The organism is Ruegeria sp. AB11, assembly GCF_056536325.1.
Genome location: NZ_JBQFJO010000001.1, coordinates 2,858,130 through 2,875,844 on the forward strand (window position 1 = coordinate 2,858,130; position 17,715 = coordinate 2,875,844).

Consider the following 17,715-nt stretch of genomic DNA (forward strand, 5'->3'; position numbering starts at 1 on the left):
TGATGGACGCTGCCACGACCATATCCCCCGCCGTTCTGATCCTTCTCGGCCCTCCGGGCGCCGGGAAGGGCACGCAGGCCCGTATGTTGGAAGAGAAGTTCGGGCTTGTACAACTCAGCACCGGTGATCTGCTGCGCGACGCGGTTGCCGCAGGCACTGATGCCGGTAATGCGGCCAAAGCGGTAATGGAGGCCGGTGATCTTGTCAGCGACGGTATCGTCATCGCTATCCTGCGCGACCGCATGGCGGAACCGGACTGCGCCAAGGGCGTCATTCTTGATGGATTCCCGCGCACTACCGTTCAGGCCGAAGCGCTTGATGGTTTACTCGCGTCGTCAGATCAGAAGATCAACGCGGCCATCAGCCTTGAGGTTGAAGACGCCGAAATGGTTACGCGGATTTCGGGTCGCTACACGTGCGCCGGATGCGGTGAAGGCTATCACGACACCTACAAGCAGCCCGTAGAAGACGGCAAATGTGACAAGTGCGGCCACACCGAATTCAAGCGCCGCGCTGATGACAATGCCGAGACGGTCGCCTCGCGGCTCACCGCCTATCACGCGCAAACCGCACCATTGATTGACTACTATCAAGCCCAGGGCGTGCTGAAAGGCATCGATGCCATGGGTCAGATCGACGACATCGCGCGAGACCTTCACGGGATTGTCGGCGAAGTCATGGACTAAGGGGAGCAGATAAGCCCTAGGGCCTTGATCCAAAAAACAGAATACTTCAATGGAACTGCCTCGGCAGACCGGAGAAGCTATGCCTGACGCCATCCGGCATCTGGCAATTTCGAGAAGCGGCCCACGGCACTGGAGGAGTTGGGCAACGGGCCGCCAATGAGGGAAGCGAAGGAGGAACCCGCGATGGCGGATCATTCAACAAACTCCGCGCAGACTGCCGAAGCCGACAAGGGCTATTGGCAGGCCAACCTGCGCCTCATCTACATCAGCCTCGCGATTTGGGCGCTGGTGTCGTTTGGATTCGGCATTCTGCTGCGTCCGCTGCTGTCTGGCATCGCTGTTGGCGGTACAGATCTGGGCTTTTGGTTCGCTCAGCAAGGATCGATCCTGGTCTTTCTGGTGCTGATCTTCAACTACGCCTGGCGCATGAACAAGCTCGACGCTGAACACGGCGTGGACGAGGAGTAAGAGCCATGGATCAGTTTACCATCAACCTGCTGTTTGTGGGCGCGTCCTTTGCGCTTTACATCGGCATCGCAATCTGGGCCCGTGCGGGTTCCACATCCGAATTCTATGCCGCCGGTCGCGGCATTCACCCGGTCACCAACGGTATGGCGACAGCGGCAGACTGGATGTCTGCGGCCTCGTTTATCTCGATGGCGGGTCTGATTGCCTTTACCGGCTATGACAACTCAACCTTTCTGATGGGTTGGACCGGTGGCTACGTGCTGCTGGCTCTGCTGCTTGCGCCTTATCTGCGTAAGTTCGGCAAATACACCGTGTCGGAATTCATCGGCGACCGCTTCTACAGCCAGACAGCTCGCATCGTTGCCGTGATTTGCCTGATCGTTGCCTCGGTGACCTATGTGATTGGTCAGATGACTGGCGTGGGCGTGGCGTTCGGCCGCTTCCTCGAAGTGTCCAACACCTCGGGTCTGCTAATCGGTGCCGCTGTTGTGTTTGCCTACGCGGTGTTTGGCGGGATGAAGGGCGTGACCTACACTCAGGTCGCTCAGTACTGCGTGCTGATCACCGCCTATACTATCCCGGCCATCTTCATCTCGTTGCAGCTGACCGGTACGCCGGTTCCGGCGCTGGGTCTGTTTGGTGACACCGCAAGCGGTGAACCCTTGCTGACCAAGCTGGACGCTATCGTGACCGAGCTGGGCTTCAATGAGTACACGGCCCACCACTCGAACACGCTGAACATGGTGCTGTTCACCCTATCGCTGATGATCGGTACAGCGGGTCTGCCGCACGTCATCATGCGCTTCTTTACCGTTCCCAAGGTATCTGACGCACGTTGGTCGGCTGGCTGGGCATTGGTCTTCATCGCTCTGCTGTACCTGACCGCCCCTGCGGTTGGTGCCATGGCGCGTCTGAACATCAGTGACATGATGTGGCCCAATGGCGGCATCGAAGGTGGCGCTGTCTCGGTCGAAGATATCGACAACGATCCGCGCTATGATTGGATGGCTACTTGGCAGAAAACCGGTCTGTTGGATTGGGAAGACAAGAACGGCGACGGCAAGATTCAGTACTACAACGACAAGAATGCCGACTTGCAGGCGCTTGCCGAAGAAAAAGGCTGGGTCGGAAACGAGCTGACCAAGTTCAACCGCGACATCCTGGTTCTGGCCAACCCCGAAATCGCCAACCTTCCAGGTTGGGTGATCGGTCTGGTCGCTGCCGGTGGTCTTGCGGCTGCTCTGTCTACCGCTGCGGGTCTGCTGCTGGCGATCTCGTCGGCCGTGTCCCACGACCTCGTCAAAGGCGCAATCAACCCGTCGATCTCTGAAAAGGGTGAACTTCTGGCGGCGCGGATTGCCATGGCTGTAGCCATCGTTGTTGCAACCTATCTGGGTCTCAACCCTCCGGGCTTTGCGGCGCAGACGGTTGCATTGGCTTTCGGTCTGGCGGCTGCCTCGATCTTCCCGGCGCTGATGATGGGGATCTTCTCGACCCGCATCAACAACACCGGTGCGGTCGCAGGTATGCTGGCTGGTCTGACCGTAACTCTGGTCTACATCTTCCTGCATAAGGGCTGGCTGTTTATTCCGGGCACCAACTCGTTCACCGATGCTGACCCGCTTCTGGGTCCGATCAAGTCGACCTCGTTCGGCGCCATCGGTGCGATGATCAACTTTGCGGTCGCCTACTTTGTAGCAGGCGCAACCAAAGAGACTCCGCAGGAGATCAAAGATATGGTCGAAAGCATTCGCATTCCCCGTGGTGCGGGCGCAGCTCAGGATCACTGAGTGTGATGCGGTCGACGGCTCTTGTCTTCGATCGCGTCTTTCGACTTACTGTTCCCGCCCGGCACACCACTGGGCGGGATTTTTATTCGGAACTCCGGAGAGCGTAAATGCCCCTGTCCCATGACGAAATCACCCGGTTTCTGAAATCTGTGCACCCCTATGACGCCCTGCCCCACGATGCGCTGGACGAGTTGGCCCAGCAGATCGAAGTGCGCGAGGTCGATGCCGATGGCAGTATTTACCAGTTGGGCAACGCCCTGCCCGGTGTCTTTGTGATCTACGAAGGACAGGTGGAGATTACCGATGAGAACGGCGCTGTCGTCTCGCATCTGGGATTGCGCAATTCGTTTGGTGAACGCGGATTGCTGAAGGACGGCAAGGCTGCAACCCATGCGCGGGCCCACACGCCGACGGTGCTGATCGTGCTGCCACCAGATTTGGTGAAAAACCTGATCGACGGGCACGACGTGGTGTCCAAATTCTTCAACCGCACACGCGGTGGACGCAGCGGGCCGCAAAGTCTGGCCACCAGTGCAATTGACATTTTGATGGCGCGCGACCCTGCCACTTGCCCGCCCGATACTCCGGTTCAAAACGCCGCGCAGATCATGCGCGACCGACATATCTCATCACTCTGCGTGACCGAGGGTGAAGAGTTGCTGGGCATAGCGACCCTGCGCGATATCTCGGGCAAATTCGTCGCCGAGTCGATGCCAGCAGACACTGCGGTTTCAGCCATCATGACCACCAACCCGATCACGCTGTCCCCCACCGATATCGGCTCGGACGTGCTGCATGTGATGATGGAACGTGGTATCGGGCATATCCCAATTTCCGAGGCCGGGCGGTTGGTTGGCATTGTCACTCAAACCGACCTCACCCGTTATCAGGCGGTCAATTCTGCCGAGTTGGTGGGCCGGATCGCCCGCGCCAATACTGCCGATGAGATGGCGACAGTCACTGCCGAGATACCCCAACTGCTGGTTCAACTCGTCGCAAGCGGCAACCGGCACGAGATCGTGACACGACTGATCACCGACATTGCTGACACCGCAACACGGCGCTTGCTGGCACTGGCCGAGGCCGAGCTTGGGGCACCTCCCGTGCCATACCTGTGGCTGGCCTGCGGCTCGCAAGGACGGCAGGAGCAGACCAGTGTTTCGGATCAGGACAATTGCCTGATGCTGGATGACAGCGTATCCGAAGACGACATGGCGTACTTCGCCGATCTGGCCAAGTTCGTATCGGACGGGCTTGACACCTGCGGGTATTTCTATTGCCCCGGCGACATGATGGCGACAAATCCACGTTGGTGCCAACCAGTCAGGGTCTGGCGCGATTACTTCAAAGGATGGATCGACAGGCCGAACCCTGAGGCACAGATGCTGGCCTCAGTCATGTTCGATCTGCGCCCGATCGGGGGCGATTTCGACCTATTCACTGATCTGCAGTCCGAGACTTTGGCTAATGCCAGCGCAAACTCGATCTTCGTGGCGCACATGATCTCGAATTCGCTGAAACACACGCCACCATTGGGGCTGCTGCGCGGTTTTGCAACGATCCGGTCGGGTGAACACCGCAATACGCTGGACCTCAAGCACAATGGCGTCGTGCCTGTGGTTGATCTGGCACGCATCTACAGCCTTCAGGGTCAGTTAACCGAGGCCAACACACGCGCCCGTCTGACCGCTGCCCAGGCAGCAGATGTCCTGAGTGCATCCGGTGCGCGCGATCTTTTGGACGCCTATGATCTGATTGCCGAGACGCGGCTGGAACATCAGGTCAGATTAGTGAAATCCGGTGACGCGCCGGACAATTATCTGCCCCCAACCGCCCTTTCGGACTTTGAGCGAAGTCATCTTCGCGATGCCTTCGTCGTGGTAAAAACGATGCAATCGGCGGTTGGTCATGGCAAAGGTATGCTGGGCTAATTCAGGCCTGAATAACGGAGAGACAATATGTTTCTGGAATTGATAGGCACGGTCTTTGCAGGTTTTGCCTTTGCCGGCGTTGTCATGGTGCTGAACAAACTAACCGGTGGCCGGTTGCCAAAATGGGCTGCACCGGTCGCGGCAGGCGTTGGGATGATCGCCATGACGATCTCAAGCGAATATTCCTGGTATGATCGCACGCGTGGTCAACTGCCCGATGGGCTGGCAATTGTCGAAGAGATCGAAAGCCGCGCGATTTATAGACCTTGGACATATGCGGTGCCCTTCGTCGATCGCTTCGCCGCTATCGATACCGTATCTGTCCGCACAAACGAAAGTGTCCCTGATCAACGTCTTGTGGATCTCTACTTCTTCGGCCGCTGGGCACCGGTTTCAAAACTGCCGATTGCAGTCAATTGTGCCGAGAATAGTCGCGCCAATTTGGTTGACGGTGCAGAATTTGCAACCGATGGCAGCCTGACGAACGCAACATGGTTCAAGGCCGAGACCGGAGATCCGATCATCGAGGCGACTTGCGGAGTCTGACCATGTTGCACAAGCTAAGCCTACGCCTGCGCATCTTCCTGTTTTTTTGTCTGCTGGCCTTGGGCGGGATACTAGTTAGCACGGTGGTCTTGTGGATTAGCTATGAACGTGCGGCCGACCCGGCACTGATCAATGCATTTATTTTCGCGGATGCATTGATCGCCTTCGGTTTGCTCGGACTGGTCGCAGGTGTCTGGCTGTTGTTCGATGATAACGTGGCTAAACCGATCGAACGTCTTTCCGCGCAACTTCGGGCCCGCGCCCATGCAGGGGTCAGCACAGATCTCGATTTGCAAGCTGCGCGGTATCTGGGTGATCTTGCCCCAGCGGCCGCGGGGCTGGCAGAGCAGCTGGCCGAAAACGCCATGACCACTGCCCAGGCCGTCGCAGCGGAAACCGCCCATCTGGCGGCTGAGAAAAAACGCCTCACCGCCCTGCTGACCGAGATACCCGTCGCCATGCTTCTGGCAAGCCCAAAGCATCAGATCGTTCTGTATGACGCGCAGGCCGCCGGGGTATTGGCCCAGATCGCCCACCCCCGCCTGAACGCATCTTTGTTTGACTATCTCGAAAGCACTGGCCTCACCGATGCCTACAAAGAGATGTGCAAGACCGGCATGGATGTCTATTGCACTTTGTCCAGCGTTGATGGGCGGCAAACCTATACCGCGCGGATGAAACCGCTGGGTGACGCTCCGGGTTATATGCTGGTCTTTGAAGGCAGCATTGCCCGCATTCCGCCCGAGGATGCCCGCCCTCTGGTCTATGATTTCGAGCTGCTCGACACACCCGGGGATGACGTCTTTGAGGAACGCAGCCTGTCGGACCTGTGTTTCGTGGTCTTTGACACTGAAACGACTGGCTTGTTGCCTCATAAAGACGAGATCGTTCAGATTGGAGCCGTGCGGGTGGTAAAGGGCAAGATTGTCGAGGGTGAGAAGTTCGACACGCTTGTCGATCCGGGTATACCGATCCCGCCAGCCTCGACCAAAGTCCATAAGGTTAACGACAGGATGGTGCAGGGTGCGCCCGACATCGCCGGGGCCGGGCAAAGCTTTCACCAATTCGCCCGTGACGCTGTGATTGTCGCCCATAACGCACCATTCGACATGGCTTTCCTACGCCGTCATGCCGACCGTATGGAGGTAGACTGGTCCCACCCCATTCTTGACACTGTTTTGCTGTCGGCTGTTCTTTTCGGAGCAAGCGAAACCCACACACTGGATGCGGTTTGTGATCGGCTGGGTGTAACCATACCTGAAACCCTACGCCATACTGCTCTGGGCGATGCGGTTGCCACTGCCGAGGCTCTGGTCCGAATGTTGCCAATGCTTAAGGCACGCGGCATGACAACCTTTGGCGACGTAATCGCGGAAACCCGCAAACACGGGCGGTTGCTGGAGGATCTGAACTAGCCGGAAAATCCTCAATTCACCGCAGCTTTTCGTGGACAATCCCTGCGCCACATGGCACCTGAGACAGGCCCCTTGAACGAGCGCGTGATGACGGAAAAAACATTCATTCCTGGCCCTGAGGACAATCTTGCCTTTCGCGAGGCGTTGGGCTGTTTCGGCACCGGAGTCACCGTTGTCACTACCAGCACCGCCGAAGGACCCGCCGCGATCACGGTGAACTCGTTCGCATCCGTATCTCTGGACCCACCTTTGGTTTTATGGTGCCTCGACCGGAACTCGAACCGGTATGACGCCTTCAGCACCTGCGAGCATTACGCGATACATGTGATGGCGCAGGACCAGCACGATCAGGCGTTGCAATTTGCGCGTAACGGGTTCGATTTTTCTCATGCCGACTGGCAGGAAGATGATGCAGGGCGTCCCCGTCTTGCTGAATGTCTAGCCCGCTTCGACTGTCGCTTGTCGGCGCGTCACGCGGCAGGTGATCACCTGATTCTTGTTGGCCATGTCGAGAAAGTCATGCACCGCCCCGGTCAAGGATTGATCTTTAAACGCGGCCAGTTTGGTGGTTTCGCAGATTTGATCTAGTCGTCCAGCGATCCGTGGACGGCCAATGCTTCAAGCTGCGTTTCTTGCGGCGTGATCACGCGAAACGCCTCGTGCACCCCCGCCCCTGTCAATTCCCGGGCCACAATCAGCAACGTGTTCGGGGAATGATCCTCGCACATCTCGGTCATATGAGCGATTTCGGTCTGCGCGACATCCATCGCCGCCTCGACCGATGGTGCACCGTATAACTGCACAAAATGCTCAGCCAGATTCTGTGTCAGTTGGTCAATTTCGGCCTGCTCAATTTGCGTAACCGCAACAAATGTCACACGCCCAAACGTCTCAAGCCCCAGCCAACCATTGGCAAAGGCCTGACGTGCCTTGCCTTCCAAGTCGGCCTCTCCCCAATTCGAAAACTCGAATCCACCCGGGATGCACCACTCACCGGTTCGTGCAGGTGAATGGAACACGTTCATGTCGCTTTCATCAAAATGGATTGCGCGGGCGAGTTTCATCAGACGGTCTCCAACAGTTCTGTCAGCGGGCGTATTTGGGTGTCTGCGCCCTCGCGGATCAGCATGCCAAACCGTTCGTCGGTGCCGAGAAATACACCGGAGTCCGCGATGGGTTCTCCAACCCCTCGCAGTAGCCCCATCCATTCGGCATGGAGCGGCGCGTTGCCCTCTTCTTGCCAGCGGTTGAGCCATGTCAGCATGTGGCGCGACCAGCTTTCGACCAGTTGCGTCGCCGACACGTCAGCACAACCTTCATCATAAAGCGCAGTTACATCCGGCGTTTCCCCGGGGTCGTCGCTGGTCGACAGCAATGCAAGCTCCCAACCGACGACAAGCCAATTAGGAATCTCGCCTGCCTCGGCAGACGAGGCTGCAACCTTCATCGTCCCGCATGTTGCGCCATTCACGCAGATTACGCCGTCCCAGCCTAGATGCACAGCAACTTCTGGAGGAGCCAGTGCGCCCAGGGCGTTCTGGAAACCGACGGCACATAGCGGCAACATTGCTATTGCATCCTGCAGCGGCACCTCGGGGGCAAAGACGATGGCAACGCGCAGACGATCCGCCTGAATACTATAGACCACGGTTCCCCCATCACAGCCTAGCGCCGCCATGGCCTGAGCCTTTTCGAACGGATCCTCTCCGGCCTTGGCAGGATGCCCGCTGAGCAATGGGGGAAACACCGGGTGGCTCATGCATTCCCCTTGGCAATCATGTCGCGAGCGATCTTGCGGAAGGCTTCTGCTTGTGGACTGTCGGGTTTGCTGACTACGATCGGCGCCCCCCCGTCTGCTGCCACGCGGATATCTAGATGCAGTGGTATCTCACCCAGCAGCGGCACGCCCAATGCCTCGGCTTCTGACGCCACACCGCCATGACCGAACACGTGCTCTTCGTGTCCACAATTCGAACAGATATGAGTCGACATATTTTCAATCATCCCAACGATGGGTGTTTTGAGCTGATTAAACATGTCGATCCCCTTGCGAGCATCGATCAAAGCCACGTCTTGTGGGGTTGAAACAACGATGGCGCCATCCACCTTAAACTTCTGGCTCAACGTAAGCTGCACATCACCCGTGCCAGGAGGCAGGTCAACGATCAGCACATCGAGCGCCCCCCATTGTACCTGACCCATCATCTGCTGCAATGCGCCCATCAGCATCGGGCCACGCCAGACAACCGCCTGTCCTTCGTTGGTCATCAGCCCCATCGACATCATGGTAACACCGTGATTGCGCAAAGGCAGAATCGTCTTGCCATCAGGGCTGGCCGGACGACCCGAGACGCCCAGCATCCGGGGTTGCGACGGCCCGTAGACATCTGCATCCAAAAGACCCACGCGACGTCCTTCTGCGGCTAGCGCGCAGGCAAGGTTGGCCGACACGGTGGACTTGCCGACGCCCCCTTTACCAGACGCCACCGCGATGATCCGGTCCACACCCGGAACCGCCTGCGGACCGGTTTGCGAAGGCTTAGGCTTGGGCTTCAAATCGGGGGGGGCCTTGTCTGAATGCGCGGTCATCATGGCCGAGACGTTGGACACGCCGTCCACCATCTGCGCCGCTTTCTCGGCTGTGGCCCGCACGGGTTCCATTTTCTCGGCCTGTTTGGGATCGATCTCAAGTACAAAGCGCACCGTATCCCCCTCGACATTCAGTGCGCGCACAATACCTGCGCTGACAATATCCTGCCCGGAAACAGGATCAGTGATCTTCTTTAGGTTCGCCAGTACGGCGTCACGGATGCTCATGCGATCACCTCCGTTGCCCGCCCTTCGATTAGGGTCTTGCGTGTCGACTGATTGCGGTCGCCGCTCATTGCATGATACTCCGTCTCTTTTCGTTCATTTGACGCAATTGGCCTGACACCGCTAGGTTTGGCTATGCGCTTTGTCCTGTTGTGCCTGAGCCTGACGCTCACCGCCACCCCCTCTTGGTCACAAGAGGCAATTGGACTCGCAGCGCCAGATGAAATTTCAAACTCGGGTCTTCTGCAACATATCCTTCCGCGCTTCTCTCTCAAGACCGGGGTTCGCGTTGTCGCAGACGACGATGGTGTAATGGCTCTTGCTCCGGCGCCTCCTGGCGATCCGGTTTTTGCCCGTGACGAAACAGTCTATCACCTGCGCATTAATGCCAGCGCAAAGGAAATCAAGTTCCGAGACTGGCTGTTGTCCGAGATTGGGAAACGTACGATCGAAAGCTTTGTTCCCGCTGAAGGTAGGCCCTTTAGCGCGAACTTCGAAATCGCAGATGTTGTCGAAGACGCTAAAATCGACGGAAATGCTGCATTGGGTCAGGATTTGTCGTTTACTCACTGTGGTCGGTGCCATGTGATCGGGCCGCAAAACCGCATGAACGGATTGGGTTCCACGCCGTCTTTCGCCGTCCTGCGCGCGATGCCTGATTGGTCCGAGCGGTTTCAGGCCTTTTTTGCCCTGAACCCACATCCCGCCTTCACCCAGATTGAAGGCGTAACCGAGCCCTTCCCGCCCGAGCGTCCATCGCCGATCCATCCGGTGGAAATAAGTCTGGATGATCTCGAAGCCATTTTGGCCTTTGTCGCCGCCATCAGCGCCGCCGATCTGGGCGCACCGCTGCAACTTCAGTGATCCTTACGCTTTGAAAAATAATCGTCCGTCGTCACGACACGGGGTCTAGGAGACGACTGGAACGGATTGTCGGTGCTGTGGAACTGAGCATTTACCCTGCAATCATCACACATCTGGATCAGCCTTGCCTGATCCGAAGTTGCAAACATCGGATGTGTTCCCGACAGTTTGTCCATTATGCGCTCGATCGTCGATCTGACGCCAAAGGCCGCACCACATTCGATGCATTCGAACGGCTCTTCCTCGTTAAGAACCTGCTGCGACAGGGCCTTGTCGCTTAGGTCAAGCTGCGGCACCAGATCAATGGCGTGCTCAGGACAGATCGTGCGACAGATACCGCATTGCAGGCAGGCATCCTGCTGAAAGTTCAACTGCGGCTTGTCTGGATTGTCGATCAGCGCACCTGAGGGGCACAAAGATACACAACTGAGGCACAAGGTGCAGGTGTCAGTGTTTACTACGACGGCGCCATATGGCGCGCCATCGGGCAAAGCCAACGGTGATTCGGTCTTGGCATTCAGCGCTTGTGCCGCCAGTCGGGTGATTTGTCGCCGGTTCCCCAATGGAAGAACCGGATCGGTCAATGGTAGCGGCACCTCTTGCGCATAAAGCAGATCAGCAAACGCATCCGGGTCAACTTCGTCAATCAGGCTCAGAGCACCCTGCCCCGCGATGGCCTGCGCCAAGTCCAGTTCCCGATCCAGAGCGTCCCGTTCGACTTTGGGCCCCAACAGGACGTCGACGCGGGCGAAGCCGTGTGCCAACCCGGCCAGCATCTCGGCATGACCAAAACCTGAAACCACGTGCAATTCTAGTGGAATGACATCCGCTGGAAGACCTCGGCCAAACCGGGCAACCATTCGGATCATCTGCGCCCCGTGGGCATCGTGTACCAGCAAACGCGGCGCAGTACCCCCTGCCCGACGAAAAGTTCGCGCTAGCATGTGCATCCTAGAGAGAATGGCAGATACCGGCGGATCCTCGTAAGTAATGGCTGTAGACGGGCATAGGGCAGAGCACTCACCACACCCGGCGCAAATCATGGGGTCGATTGCCACATGATCTGTCGCTGATGTGATAGCACCGGTCGGACATATGTCCAAACAGTTCGAACACCCGGTCTGTCCTGCGCGTGAATGGGCACAAAGTGCTTCATCCAGTCGCACGTAAAGCGGTTTTTCAAAGGTACCGACCAGTTGCACCGCATCGAAGGCTAGGCGCGCAACTGCCACCGCATCACGAGGATCGGCGCGCAGGTAGCCTTCGCGCTTATCCGGGGCCGCAACTAAAGCCGTACCTCCAGTCAGATCAACGACAATATCACAGCGCGATGTGGCCCGATCCCTCGGCGCGCTCCACGCGAAATCACAACGCCCGCCGGGTTCTAGTTGTTGCACTTGATCCAGATGCCACGTGAACCCACCCAGTGCGCCCGACAAGTTCCGCACCTTGGCACGAATAACATCAAAAGCACGGCTCAGCGGTTGAACCTCATCTGTGACCAAAACCGTTACGGCCAAGCTGTCCGATAATTGTTCAGCCAGATCATAAGCGATCTCGCCCGACCCGATGATACAACAAGTGCCTTCGCTGATAACATCAACTGCAGAAGTGATCGGCTGCGGCAACATCGCTTCAGCTGCCAACGCTGCCATTTTAGGCGCTGCATTTTGGCCCTGTTCCGACCAGCCAGCACGGTCTCTGAGGTCAACGCATCCCGGCTGATCCACACCCAGATCATCTGCAAGGTCAGAAAACACGACAGTCTCTTGCCCGCAGGCAATCACCACCTGATCGTCGGTCTGAAGCATTTCAGCCACCACGCCAAGTTCTCGGGTACAAAGCGCAGTATGTACCTTTGAACAGCTCAGTTCACAGGCCGAAGATATGCGATCTGCGTCAATTGATTGCGTCCCCTCGCAATCACACAACAAAAGCTTGCTGGTCATGTCTTCTCCCGGACTGTTTGCTGCCCCTATCCACACTAGACCTAATCCGCACCGTGGCAATGCGGTACCGGGCAGAATGGCAGATTTGTGCACTATTTTTCATCGAGCCCCAAGCCATCCACGAGCCACTGAGGCCAATAACGAATAAATTATCGAAGAAAACGACCTGATCAATGCAAGTGGACTTGGCACAGCGCCAATTTATGTACCATAGTACATCATAGGGAAGGCAGGGGAGAGCCTTCCGGGGAGGAGCCAGTGGCCAAGGCCGCAAGCCAGATTGAAATGCCGGTTGGCGTCATCGTGCGCAAAACACCCGGGGTCACTCGTTGGGCCCGCTGGAGCTGGCGCGCAGTCGCTTTGTTGCCTGGCGCCGGACCTGCGGATTGGCAAGAGCTGCGCCGCGAAGGTGAAACCGTCGAATATCACGCTGCCACACTGCCTCTATCACTCTGGGCTGACGAGACAGAGGCCTATATGGTGAACCTGTCGGACGTACAGCCCTCGCTTTACCTGGTGCTTCGGGATGAGTTGAAAGGTGAAACTCCCTTGAATGCAGTGCTGATCACGGCCTCTCCGTTTGAAGGTCAGGATTACGCTGATACCGGCGAGGAGATTGTCGAGAAGATCCCGATGACAGAAGGTCTAATCGCTTGGGTGCGCGATTTCACGCTGCAGCATCATCGGGACGAAGTGTTCGTAAAGCGCCGTCGGGATAAGAAGCGCATAGATTTGGTTGAGGACGGAAAAGGCGACGCTCGCATCCGTCAGGACACAGATGTCTACCGCGCACCGCGTCGGGTGCTGCAATGACCCAAGCGCGCGATTTCTGGTCCCGCCGCAAGGCCGCCGTTCAGGCCGAGACCGAAGCAGAAGCTTTGGCCGCAGAGGAACAGATCATCACGACACGGCAAGCTGAGCTGGAAGAAAAAAGCGACGCCGAAATTCTGTCCGAGTTTGATCTGCCCGATCCCGATACGCTGCAAGCAGGCGATGATGTCTCGGGCTTCATGGCCAAAGCCGTGCCTGACCGCCTGCGCCGCCGCGCTTTGCGGCGCCTATGGCGGCTGAACCCTGTTCTGGCCAATGTCGACGGGCTGGTCGACTACGGCGAGGACTACACCGACGCAGCCTGCGTGATTGAGAACCTTCAGACCGCGTATCAGGTAGGCAAGGGCATGTTGGCTCATGTCGAAGCGCTCGCTGCCGAGGTTGAAGAGCAAGAATGCGATCCAGAGACAGATACGCTTGATGATATCGAGGCGCGTGAAGAACCGGCCAAGGCCGAAGAACCTGCGCCGGAACCCATGATCGTGGCTGATGTGGAAGAACCAGATGAGCTTGAAGTCCCCCCTGCTCCGCGCCGCATGAAATTTGAATTCGAAGGATAACTCTATGACCGCAGACAACGCGCAAACCATTGATATCTCGGCCGAGGATCGTCTGCGCGCGGATTTCTACAATTTTCTGGGTTTGCTTCTGGCCGGTCCGCCCGATCAGTTGCTACTGGACCAGATGGCAGGGCTAAGCGGTGACGCCTCTGATCTGGGTCAGGCCGTAGAGGCGATGGCGCGTGTGGCAAAGGTCACTAAGCCCGCCGCTGCCGAGCGTGAGTTCAATGCGCTTTTCATCGGATTGGGGCGTGGTGAATTGTTGCCTTATGCCAGCTTCTATCTGACCGGTTTTCTGAACGAAAAACCGCTGGCCCAGCTGCGCAATGACATGGCCGCGCGCGGAATCACTCGGGCGCAGAATGTTTATGAACCCGAAGACAACATTGCCTCTCTGATGGAGATGATGGCGGGCATGATCGTCGGGCGTTTCGGCGCGCCTGCCTCGCTGGAGGACCAGAAGGCGTTCTGGAGTAAACACATCGGCCCATGGGCTGCACATTTCTATTCGGATTTGGAAGGCGCTGAGAACTCGGTTCTCTATGCCTCGGTCGGCACCGCCGGTCGGGTGTTCATGGAGATCGAGCGCGAAGCCTTCCGAATGACGGCGGATTAGTCCGCCACTCGCCGGTGCTTTGCAGCGCCAAACCGCAATTGGGACAGGAGGAGCCCATGAGCAAGACAAAGGAAGAAGGCGCAACCCGCCGCGACTTCCTGAAACTGGCCGGAACCGCAGCCCCTGCTGCTGTTGCCGCAGCCAGCCTGACCGGACAGGCCGAAGCAGCCGAGCTGCCGACGGACGAAACCCGGATGCAGGATACCGCGCATACGCGCGCATACATCGAAAGCACCCGGTTCTAAGACTGGACGTTTTCATACCTGACAGACGGTTGCGATTGGCCCTGACGTCAGGATCAGCAGTACCAAGCCAGCCGTGGCTTACACGGCGCGCAAGGGAGGAAAGAAATGCTTAGGAAAAAGACCAACGGGGTTGCGAGACGCCCCCAGCGGACAAGTATCCTGTCCCAGGTCGGCGAGAAAACCGTCGATCGCCGCGCATTCCTGCGTGGCTCGGGCCTGACGATCGGCGGCCTTGCCGCGATCAGCGCCACGGGTGGAACCGTGACGCCTGCCAGCGCCCAGACAGCGGCAAACACCGCCGTTGAGAATATCAAATCCGTATGCACTCACTGCTCGGTCGGCTGCACGGTCGTAGCCGAGGTACAGAACGGCGTCTGGATCGGGCAGGAACCCGGCTGGGACAGCCCGTTCAATTTGGGCGCACACTGCGCCAAGGGGGCCTCGGTCCGCGAGCACGCCCATGGCGAGCGCCGCCTCAAGTATCCGATGAAAAAGGAAGGCGGCGAGTGGAAGCGCATCAGCTGGGAAGAGGCGATCAACGAGATCGGCGACGGCATGATGAGCATCCGCGAGGAATCCGGGCCAGACAGCGTGTATTGGCTGGGTTCTGCAAAGCATAACAACGAACAGGCCTATCTGTTCCGCAAGTTCGCTGCCTACTGGGGCACGAACAACGTGGATCACCAGGCCCGTATCTGCCACTCAACCACTGTTGCGGGTGTTGCGAATACATGGGGCTACGGCGCCATGACCAATTCGTACAATGACATGCACAACAGCAAGGCGATCTTCATCATCGGCGGCAACCCGGCCGAGGCACACCCTGTCTCACTGCTGCATATTCTGCGCGCAAAAGAGCAGAATAACGCCCCGCTGATCGTCTGCGATCCGCGCTTTACACGCACGGCAGCGCATGCGGATGAGTATGTCCGCTTCCGCCCCGGCACAGACGTGGCGCTGATCTGGGGTATCCTGTGGCACATCTTCGACAACGGTTGGGAAGACAAAGAGTTCATCCGCACCCGTGTCTGGGGCATGGACCAGATTCGCGAAGAGGTTGCTAATTGGAACCCGGATGAGGTGGAACGCGTTACTGGAACTCCGGGATCGCAATTGAAGCGCGTTGCCCGCACAATGGCGAACAACCGTCCAGGTACAGTCGTCTGGTGCATGGGTGGTACTCAGCATACCAACGGCAACAACAACACCCGCGCCTACTGTGTGCTTCAGCTGGCACTTGGAAACATGGGCACCACGGGTGGTGGCACCAACATCTTCCGTGGCCATGACAACGTGCAAGGCGCGACGGACCTTGGTGTTCTGTCCCACACCCTGCCCGGCTACTATGGTCTGTCGAAAGGCGCATGGGGTCACTGGGCGCGCGTTTGGGGTGAAGAGCCCGAATGGCTCGCAGGCCAATTCGCCACGATCAAGGACAAGGAAGGCAAGGATAAACCGCTTCAGAATGAGCGCGGCATCCCGGTCTCTCGTTGGATCGACGGCGTTCTGGAAGACCCGGCCAACATGGACCAGGACAACAATGTCCGCGCCATGGTTCTGTGGGGACACGCGCCCAATTCACAGACCCGGATGACGGAAATGAAGACGGCGATGGAGAAGCTGGACATGCTGGTCGTGATCGACCCGTATCCAACAGTTTCGGCCGTTCTGCACGACCGTACTGACGGCGTCTATCTGTTGCCTGCTTGTACGCAGTTCGAAACCCGTGGCTCGGTCACGGCATCGAACCGGTCGTTGCAGTGGCGCGACAAGGTGGTTGATCCGTTGTTCGAAAGCCTGCCGGACGAGGTCATCATGGCCAAGTTCGCCAACAAGTTTGGCTGGGCAGACCGGTTCTTCCGCAATATCGAGATGGAAGATCCCGAAACCCCGAATGTTGAAAGCATCACGCGTGAGTTCAACTCGGGTCTCTGGACCATCGGCTATACCGGTCAGTCGCCGGAACGTCTGAAAAGCCATATGGCCAACCAGCACACCTTCGACAGGACCACGCTGCAAGCCATTGGTGGACCAAACGACGGTGAGTATTACGGTCTACCGTGGCCCTGCTGGGGTACCGCTGAGATGGGTCATACAGGGACACCAAACCTCTATGACATGTCCAAACCGGTGGCCGAAGGCGGCCTGACCTTCCGCGCCAGATTCGGCGTGGAACGTGACGGCGACAACCTGCTGGCCGAAGGGGTCTATAGCGTTGGATCGGAAATTCAGGATGGTTATCCCGAATTTACGATGCAGATGCTGATGGATCTTGGCTGGGACGGCGATCTAACCGCAGAAGAACGCGCGGCCATTGACGCTGTTGCGGGCGAGAAAACCAACTGGAAGACCGACCTTAGCGGCGGTATCCAGCGGGTTGCAATCGCCCATGGCTGTGCGCCCTTCGGGAACGCCAAAGCCCGCGCGGTTGTCTGGACCTTCCCGGATCCGATCCCACTGCATCGCGAGCCGCTTTACACGCCGCGTCGCGATCTGGTGGCGGACTATCCGACCTACGAGGACCGGCATGCATATCGCCTGCCCACGCTTTATGCTTCGATCCAAAAGAACGACTTTTCAAAGGATTACCCGATAATCCTAACGTCAGGTCGTCTGGTCGAATATGAAGGCGGCGGTGATGAAACGCGGTCGAACCCGTGGCTGGCCGAGCTTCAGCAGGACATGTTCGTCGAGATCAATCCGCGCGATGCCAACAACCTTGGTATTCGGGACGGATCACAGGTCTGGGTCGAAGGTCCTGAGGGTGGCAAGGTCAAGGTGATGGCGATGCTGACCAACAGGGTTGGTGCCGGTGTCGCCTTCATGCCATTCCACTTTGGCGGCCATTTCCAGGGCGAAGACCAGCGGCACAAATATCCCGCCGGTGCAGACCCCTATGTGCTGGGTGAAAGTACCAACACCGCCCAGACCTATGGCTATGATTCAGTGACCCAGATGCAAGAGACCAAGTGTACTCTCTGCAAAATCTGGGCAGCGTAA

At 57.9% G+C, this 17,715-nt stretch carries 17 protein-coding genes; 13 read left to right on the forward strand and 4 right to left on the reverse strand.

The window, feature by feature from the left end; genetic code table 11:
- Positions 1 to 2 precede the first annotated feature (2 nt).
- The 7 genes from ACR3EJ_RS14315 (at position 3) to ACR3EJ_RS14345 (ending at position 7,424) form a co-directional block, all read left to right on the forward strand.
- Positions 3 to 686 carry an adenylate kinase gene (locus ACR3EJ_RS14315; protein WP_170539199.1) on the forward strand — a complete coding sequence of 228 codons (684 nt, stop codon included), beginning with the start codon at positions 3 to 5 and terminating at the stop codon, positions 684 to 686.
- Between the two features lie 183 nt (positions 687 to 869).
- Entirely contained in the window at positions 870 to 1,154 is a 285-nt protein-coding gene (locus ACR3EJ_RS14320) for a DUF4212 domain-containing protein (RefSeq protein ID WP_010439512.1), read from the forward strand.
- Between the two features lie 5 nt (positions 1,155 to 1,159).
- On the forward strand, positions 1,160 to 2,944 hold the full coding sequence (locus tag ACR3EJ_RS14325; protein WP_170539197.1) for a sodium:solute symporter family protein: 1,785 nt from the start codon (positions 1,160 to 1,162) through the stop codon (positions 2,942 to 2,944).
- Positions 2,945 to 3,051: 107 nt separating this feature from the next.
- Positions 3,052 to 4,875 (forward strand): DUF294 nucleotidyltransferase-like domain-containing protein, encoded by a 1,824-nt coding sequence (locus ACR3EJ_RS14330; protein WP_170539195.1) that lies wholly within the window; start codon positions 3,052 to 3,054, stop codon positions 4,873 to 4,875.
- 27 nt (positions 4,876 to 4,902) lie between these two features.
- Positions 4,903 to 5,421, forward strand: coding sequence for a hypothetical protein (locus ACR3EJ_RS14335; RefSeq protein ID WP_170469566.1), 519 nt, complete (start codon positions 4,903 to 4,905; stop codon positions 5,419 to 5,421).
- Between the two features lie 2 nt (positions 5,422 to 5,423).
- A complete protein-coding gene (locus ACR3EJ_RS14340; RefSeq protein ID WP_170539192.1) occupies positions 5,424 to 6,836 on the forward strand; it encodes a 3'-5' exonuclease in 1,413 nt (470 codons plus the stop codon).
- 87 nt (positions 6,837 to 6,923) lie between these two features.
- On the forward strand, positions 6,924 to 7,424 hold the full coding sequence (locus tag ACR3EJ_RS14345) for a flavin reductase family protein (RefSeq protein ID WP_170469560.1): 501 nt from the start codon (positions 6,924 to 6,926) through the stop codon (positions 7,422 to 7,424).
- Here the strand turns inward: ACR3EJ_RS14345 and ACR3EJ_RS14350 are convergent.
- The 3 genes from ACR3EJ_RS14350 to ACR3EJ_RS14360 are packed head-to-tail and all read right to left on the reverse strand — an operon-like array spanning position 7,421 to position 9,653.
- The gene (locus ACR3EJ_RS14350) at positions 7,421 to 7,900 is read right to left on the reverse strand and encodes a DUF6505 family protein (RefSeq protein ID WP_170539189.1); all 480 of its coding nucleotides are present in this window, start codon (positions 7,898 to 7,900) and stop codon (positions 7,421 to 7,423) included. The genes ACR3EJ_RS14345 and ACR3EJ_RS14350 overlap by 4 nt on opposite strands.
- Complete coding sequence (locus ACR3EJ_RS14355) at positions 7,900 to 8,595, reverse strand: biotin/lipoate--protein ligase family protein (protein WP_170539187.1); 696 nt, start codon at positions 8,593 to 8,595, stop codon at positions 7,900 to 7,902. Before ACR3EJ_RS14355 ends, ACR3EJ_RS14350 begins: the two co-directional genes overlap by 1 nt.
- Positions 8,592 to 9,653 (reverse strand): Mrp/NBP35 family ATP-binding protein, encoded by a 1,062-nt coding sequence (locus ACR3EJ_RS14360; RefSeq protein ID WP_170539185.1) that lies wholly within the window; start codon positions 9,651 to 9,653, stop codon positions 8,592 to 8,594. Before ACR3EJ_RS14360 ends, ACR3EJ_RS14355 begins: the two co-directional genes overlap by 4 nt.
- A gap of 132 nt (positions 9,654 to 9,785) precedes the next feature.
- Between ACR3EJ_RS14360 and ACR3EJ_RS14365 the strand changes: the two genes are divergently transcribed.
- Complete coding sequence (locus ACR3EJ_RS14365) at positions 9,786 to 10,514, forward strand: cytochrome c family protein (protein WP_170539183.1); 729 nt, start codon at positions 9,786 to 9,788, stop codon at positions 10,512 to 10,514.
- Here the strand turns inward: ACR3EJ_RS14365 and ACR3EJ_RS14370 are convergent.
- Entirely contained in the window at positions 10,508 to 12,463 is a 1,956-nt protein-coding gene (locus tag ACR3EJ_RS14370; RefSeq protein ID WP_170539181.1) for a 4Fe-4S binding protein, read from the reverse strand. The two genes, ACR3EJ_RS14365 and ACR3EJ_RS14370, sit on opposite strands and share 7 nt — an antisense overlap.
- A gap of 258 nt (positions 12,464 to 12,721) precedes the next feature.
- Here ACR3EJ_RS14370 and ACR3EJ_RS14375 point away from each other — a divergent pair, with 258 nt between their 5' ends.
- The 5 genes from ACR3EJ_RS14375 to ACR3EJ_RS14395 all read left to right on the forward strand — a co-directional run bounded on the left by ACR3EJ_RS14375 (position 12,722) and on the right by ACR3EJ_RS14395 (position 17,715).
- Complete coding sequence (locus ACR3EJ_RS14375; RefSeq protein WP_170539179.1) at positions 12,722 to 13,276, forward strand: DUF3305 domain-containing protein; 555 nt, start codon at positions 12,722 to 12,724, stop codon at positions 13,274 to 13,276.
- On the forward strand, positions 13,273 to 13,854 hold the full coding sequence (locus ACR3EJ_RS14380) for a DUF3306 domain-containing protein (RefSeq protein WP_170539177.1): 582 nt from the start codon (positions 13,273 to 13,275) through the stop codon (positions 13,852 to 13,854). The genes ACR3EJ_RS14375 and ACR3EJ_RS14380 overlap by 4 nt, the downstream gene beginning before the upstream one ends.
- A 4-nt stretch (positions 13,855 to 13,858) precedes the next feature.
- Positions 13,859 to 14,470, forward strand: coding sequence for a molecular chaperone TorD family protein (locus ACR3EJ_RS14385; protein ID WP_170539175.1), 612 nt, complete (start codon positions 13,859 to 13,861; stop codon positions 14,468 to 14,470).
- A 56-nt stretch (positions 14,471 to 14,526) separates the two neighbouring features.
- The gene (locus ACR3EJ_RS14390; protein WP_170469532.1) at positions 14,527 to 14,715 is read left to right on the forward strand and encodes a ubiquinol-cytochrome c reductase iron-sulfur subunit N-terminal domain-containing protein; all 189 of its coding nucleotides are present in this window, start codon (positions 14,527 to 14,529) and stop codon (positions 14,713 to 14,715) included.
- A gap of 105 nt (positions 14,716 to 14,820) precedes the next feature.
- Positions 14,821 to 17,715: a formate dehydrogenase subunit alpha gene (locus tag ACR3EJ_RS14395; RefSeq protein ID WP_170539173.1), complete on the forward strand. Its 2,895-nt coding sequence runs from the start codon at positions 14,821 to 14,823 to the stop codon at positions 17,713 to 17,715.

Bases quoted from the DNA above. Each gene is read 5' to 3' on its own strand.
- ACR3EJ_RS14315 (WP_170539199.1), top strand. From the start codon at position 3: ATGGACGCTGCCACGACCATATCCCCCGCCGTTCTGATCCTTCTCGGC.
- ACR3EJ_RS14370 (WP_170539181.1), bottom strand. From the start codon at position 12,463: ATGACCAGCAAGCTTTTGTTGTGTGATTGCGAGGGGACGCAATCAATT.
- ACR3EJ_RS14340 (WP_170539192.1), top strand. From the start codon at position 5,424: ATGTTGCACAAGCTAAGCCTACGCCTGCGCATCTTCCTGTTTTTTTGT.
- ACR3EJ_RS14325 (WP_170539197.1), top strand. From the start codon at position 1,160: ATGGATCAGTTTACCATCAACCTGCTGTTTGTGGGCGCGTCCTTTGCG.
- ACR3EJ_RS14345 (WP_170469560.1), top strand. From the start codon at position 6,924: ATGACGGAAAAAACATTCATTCCTGGCCCTGAGGACAATCTTGCCTTT.
- ACR3EJ_RS14350 (WP_170539189.1), bottom strand. From the start codon at position 7,900: ATGAAACTCGCCCGCGCAATCCATTTTGATGAAAGCGACATGAACGTG.
- ACR3EJ_RS14320 (WP_010439512.1), top strand. From the start codon at position 870: ATGGCGGATCATTCAACAAACTCCGCGCAGACTGCCGAAGCCGACAAG.
- ACR3EJ_RS14390 (WP_170469532.1), top strand. From the start codon at position 14,527: ATGAGCAAGACAAAGGAAGAAGGCGCAACCCGCCGCGACTTCCTGAAA.
- ACR3EJ_RS14395 (WP_170539173.1), top strand. From the start codon at position 14,821: ATGCTTAGGAAAAAGACCAACGGGGTTGCGAGACGCCCCCAGCGGACA.
- ACR3EJ_RS14330 (WP_170539195.1), top strand. From the start codon at position 3,052: ATGCCCCTGTCCCATGACGAAATCACCCGGTTTCTGAAATCTGTGCAC.
- ACR3EJ_RS14385 (WP_170539175.1), top strand. From the start codon at position 13,859: ATGACCGCAGACAACGCGCAAACCATTGATATCTCGGCCGAGGATCGT.
- ACR3EJ_RS14360 (WP_170539185.1), bottom strand. From the start codon at position 9,653: ATGAGCATCCGTGACGCCGTACTGGCGAACCTAAAGAAGATCACTGAT.
- ACR3EJ_RS14355 (WP_170539187.1), bottom strand. From the start codon at position 8,595: ATGAGCCACCCGGTGTTTCCCCCATTGCTCAGCGGGCATCCTGCCAAG.
- ACR3EJ_RS14335 (WP_170469566.1), top strand. From the start codon at position 4,903: ATGTTTCTGGAATTGATAGGCACGGTCTTTGCAGGTTTTGCCTTTGCC.
- ACR3EJ_RS14380 (WP_170539177.1), top strand. From the start codon at position 13,273: ATGACCCAAGCGCGCGATTTCTGGTCCCGCCGCAAGGCCGCCGTTCAG.
- ACR3EJ_RS14365 (WP_170539183.1), top strand. From the start codon at position 9,786: ATGCGCTTTGTCCTGTTGTGCCTGAGCCTGACGCTCACCGCCACCCCC.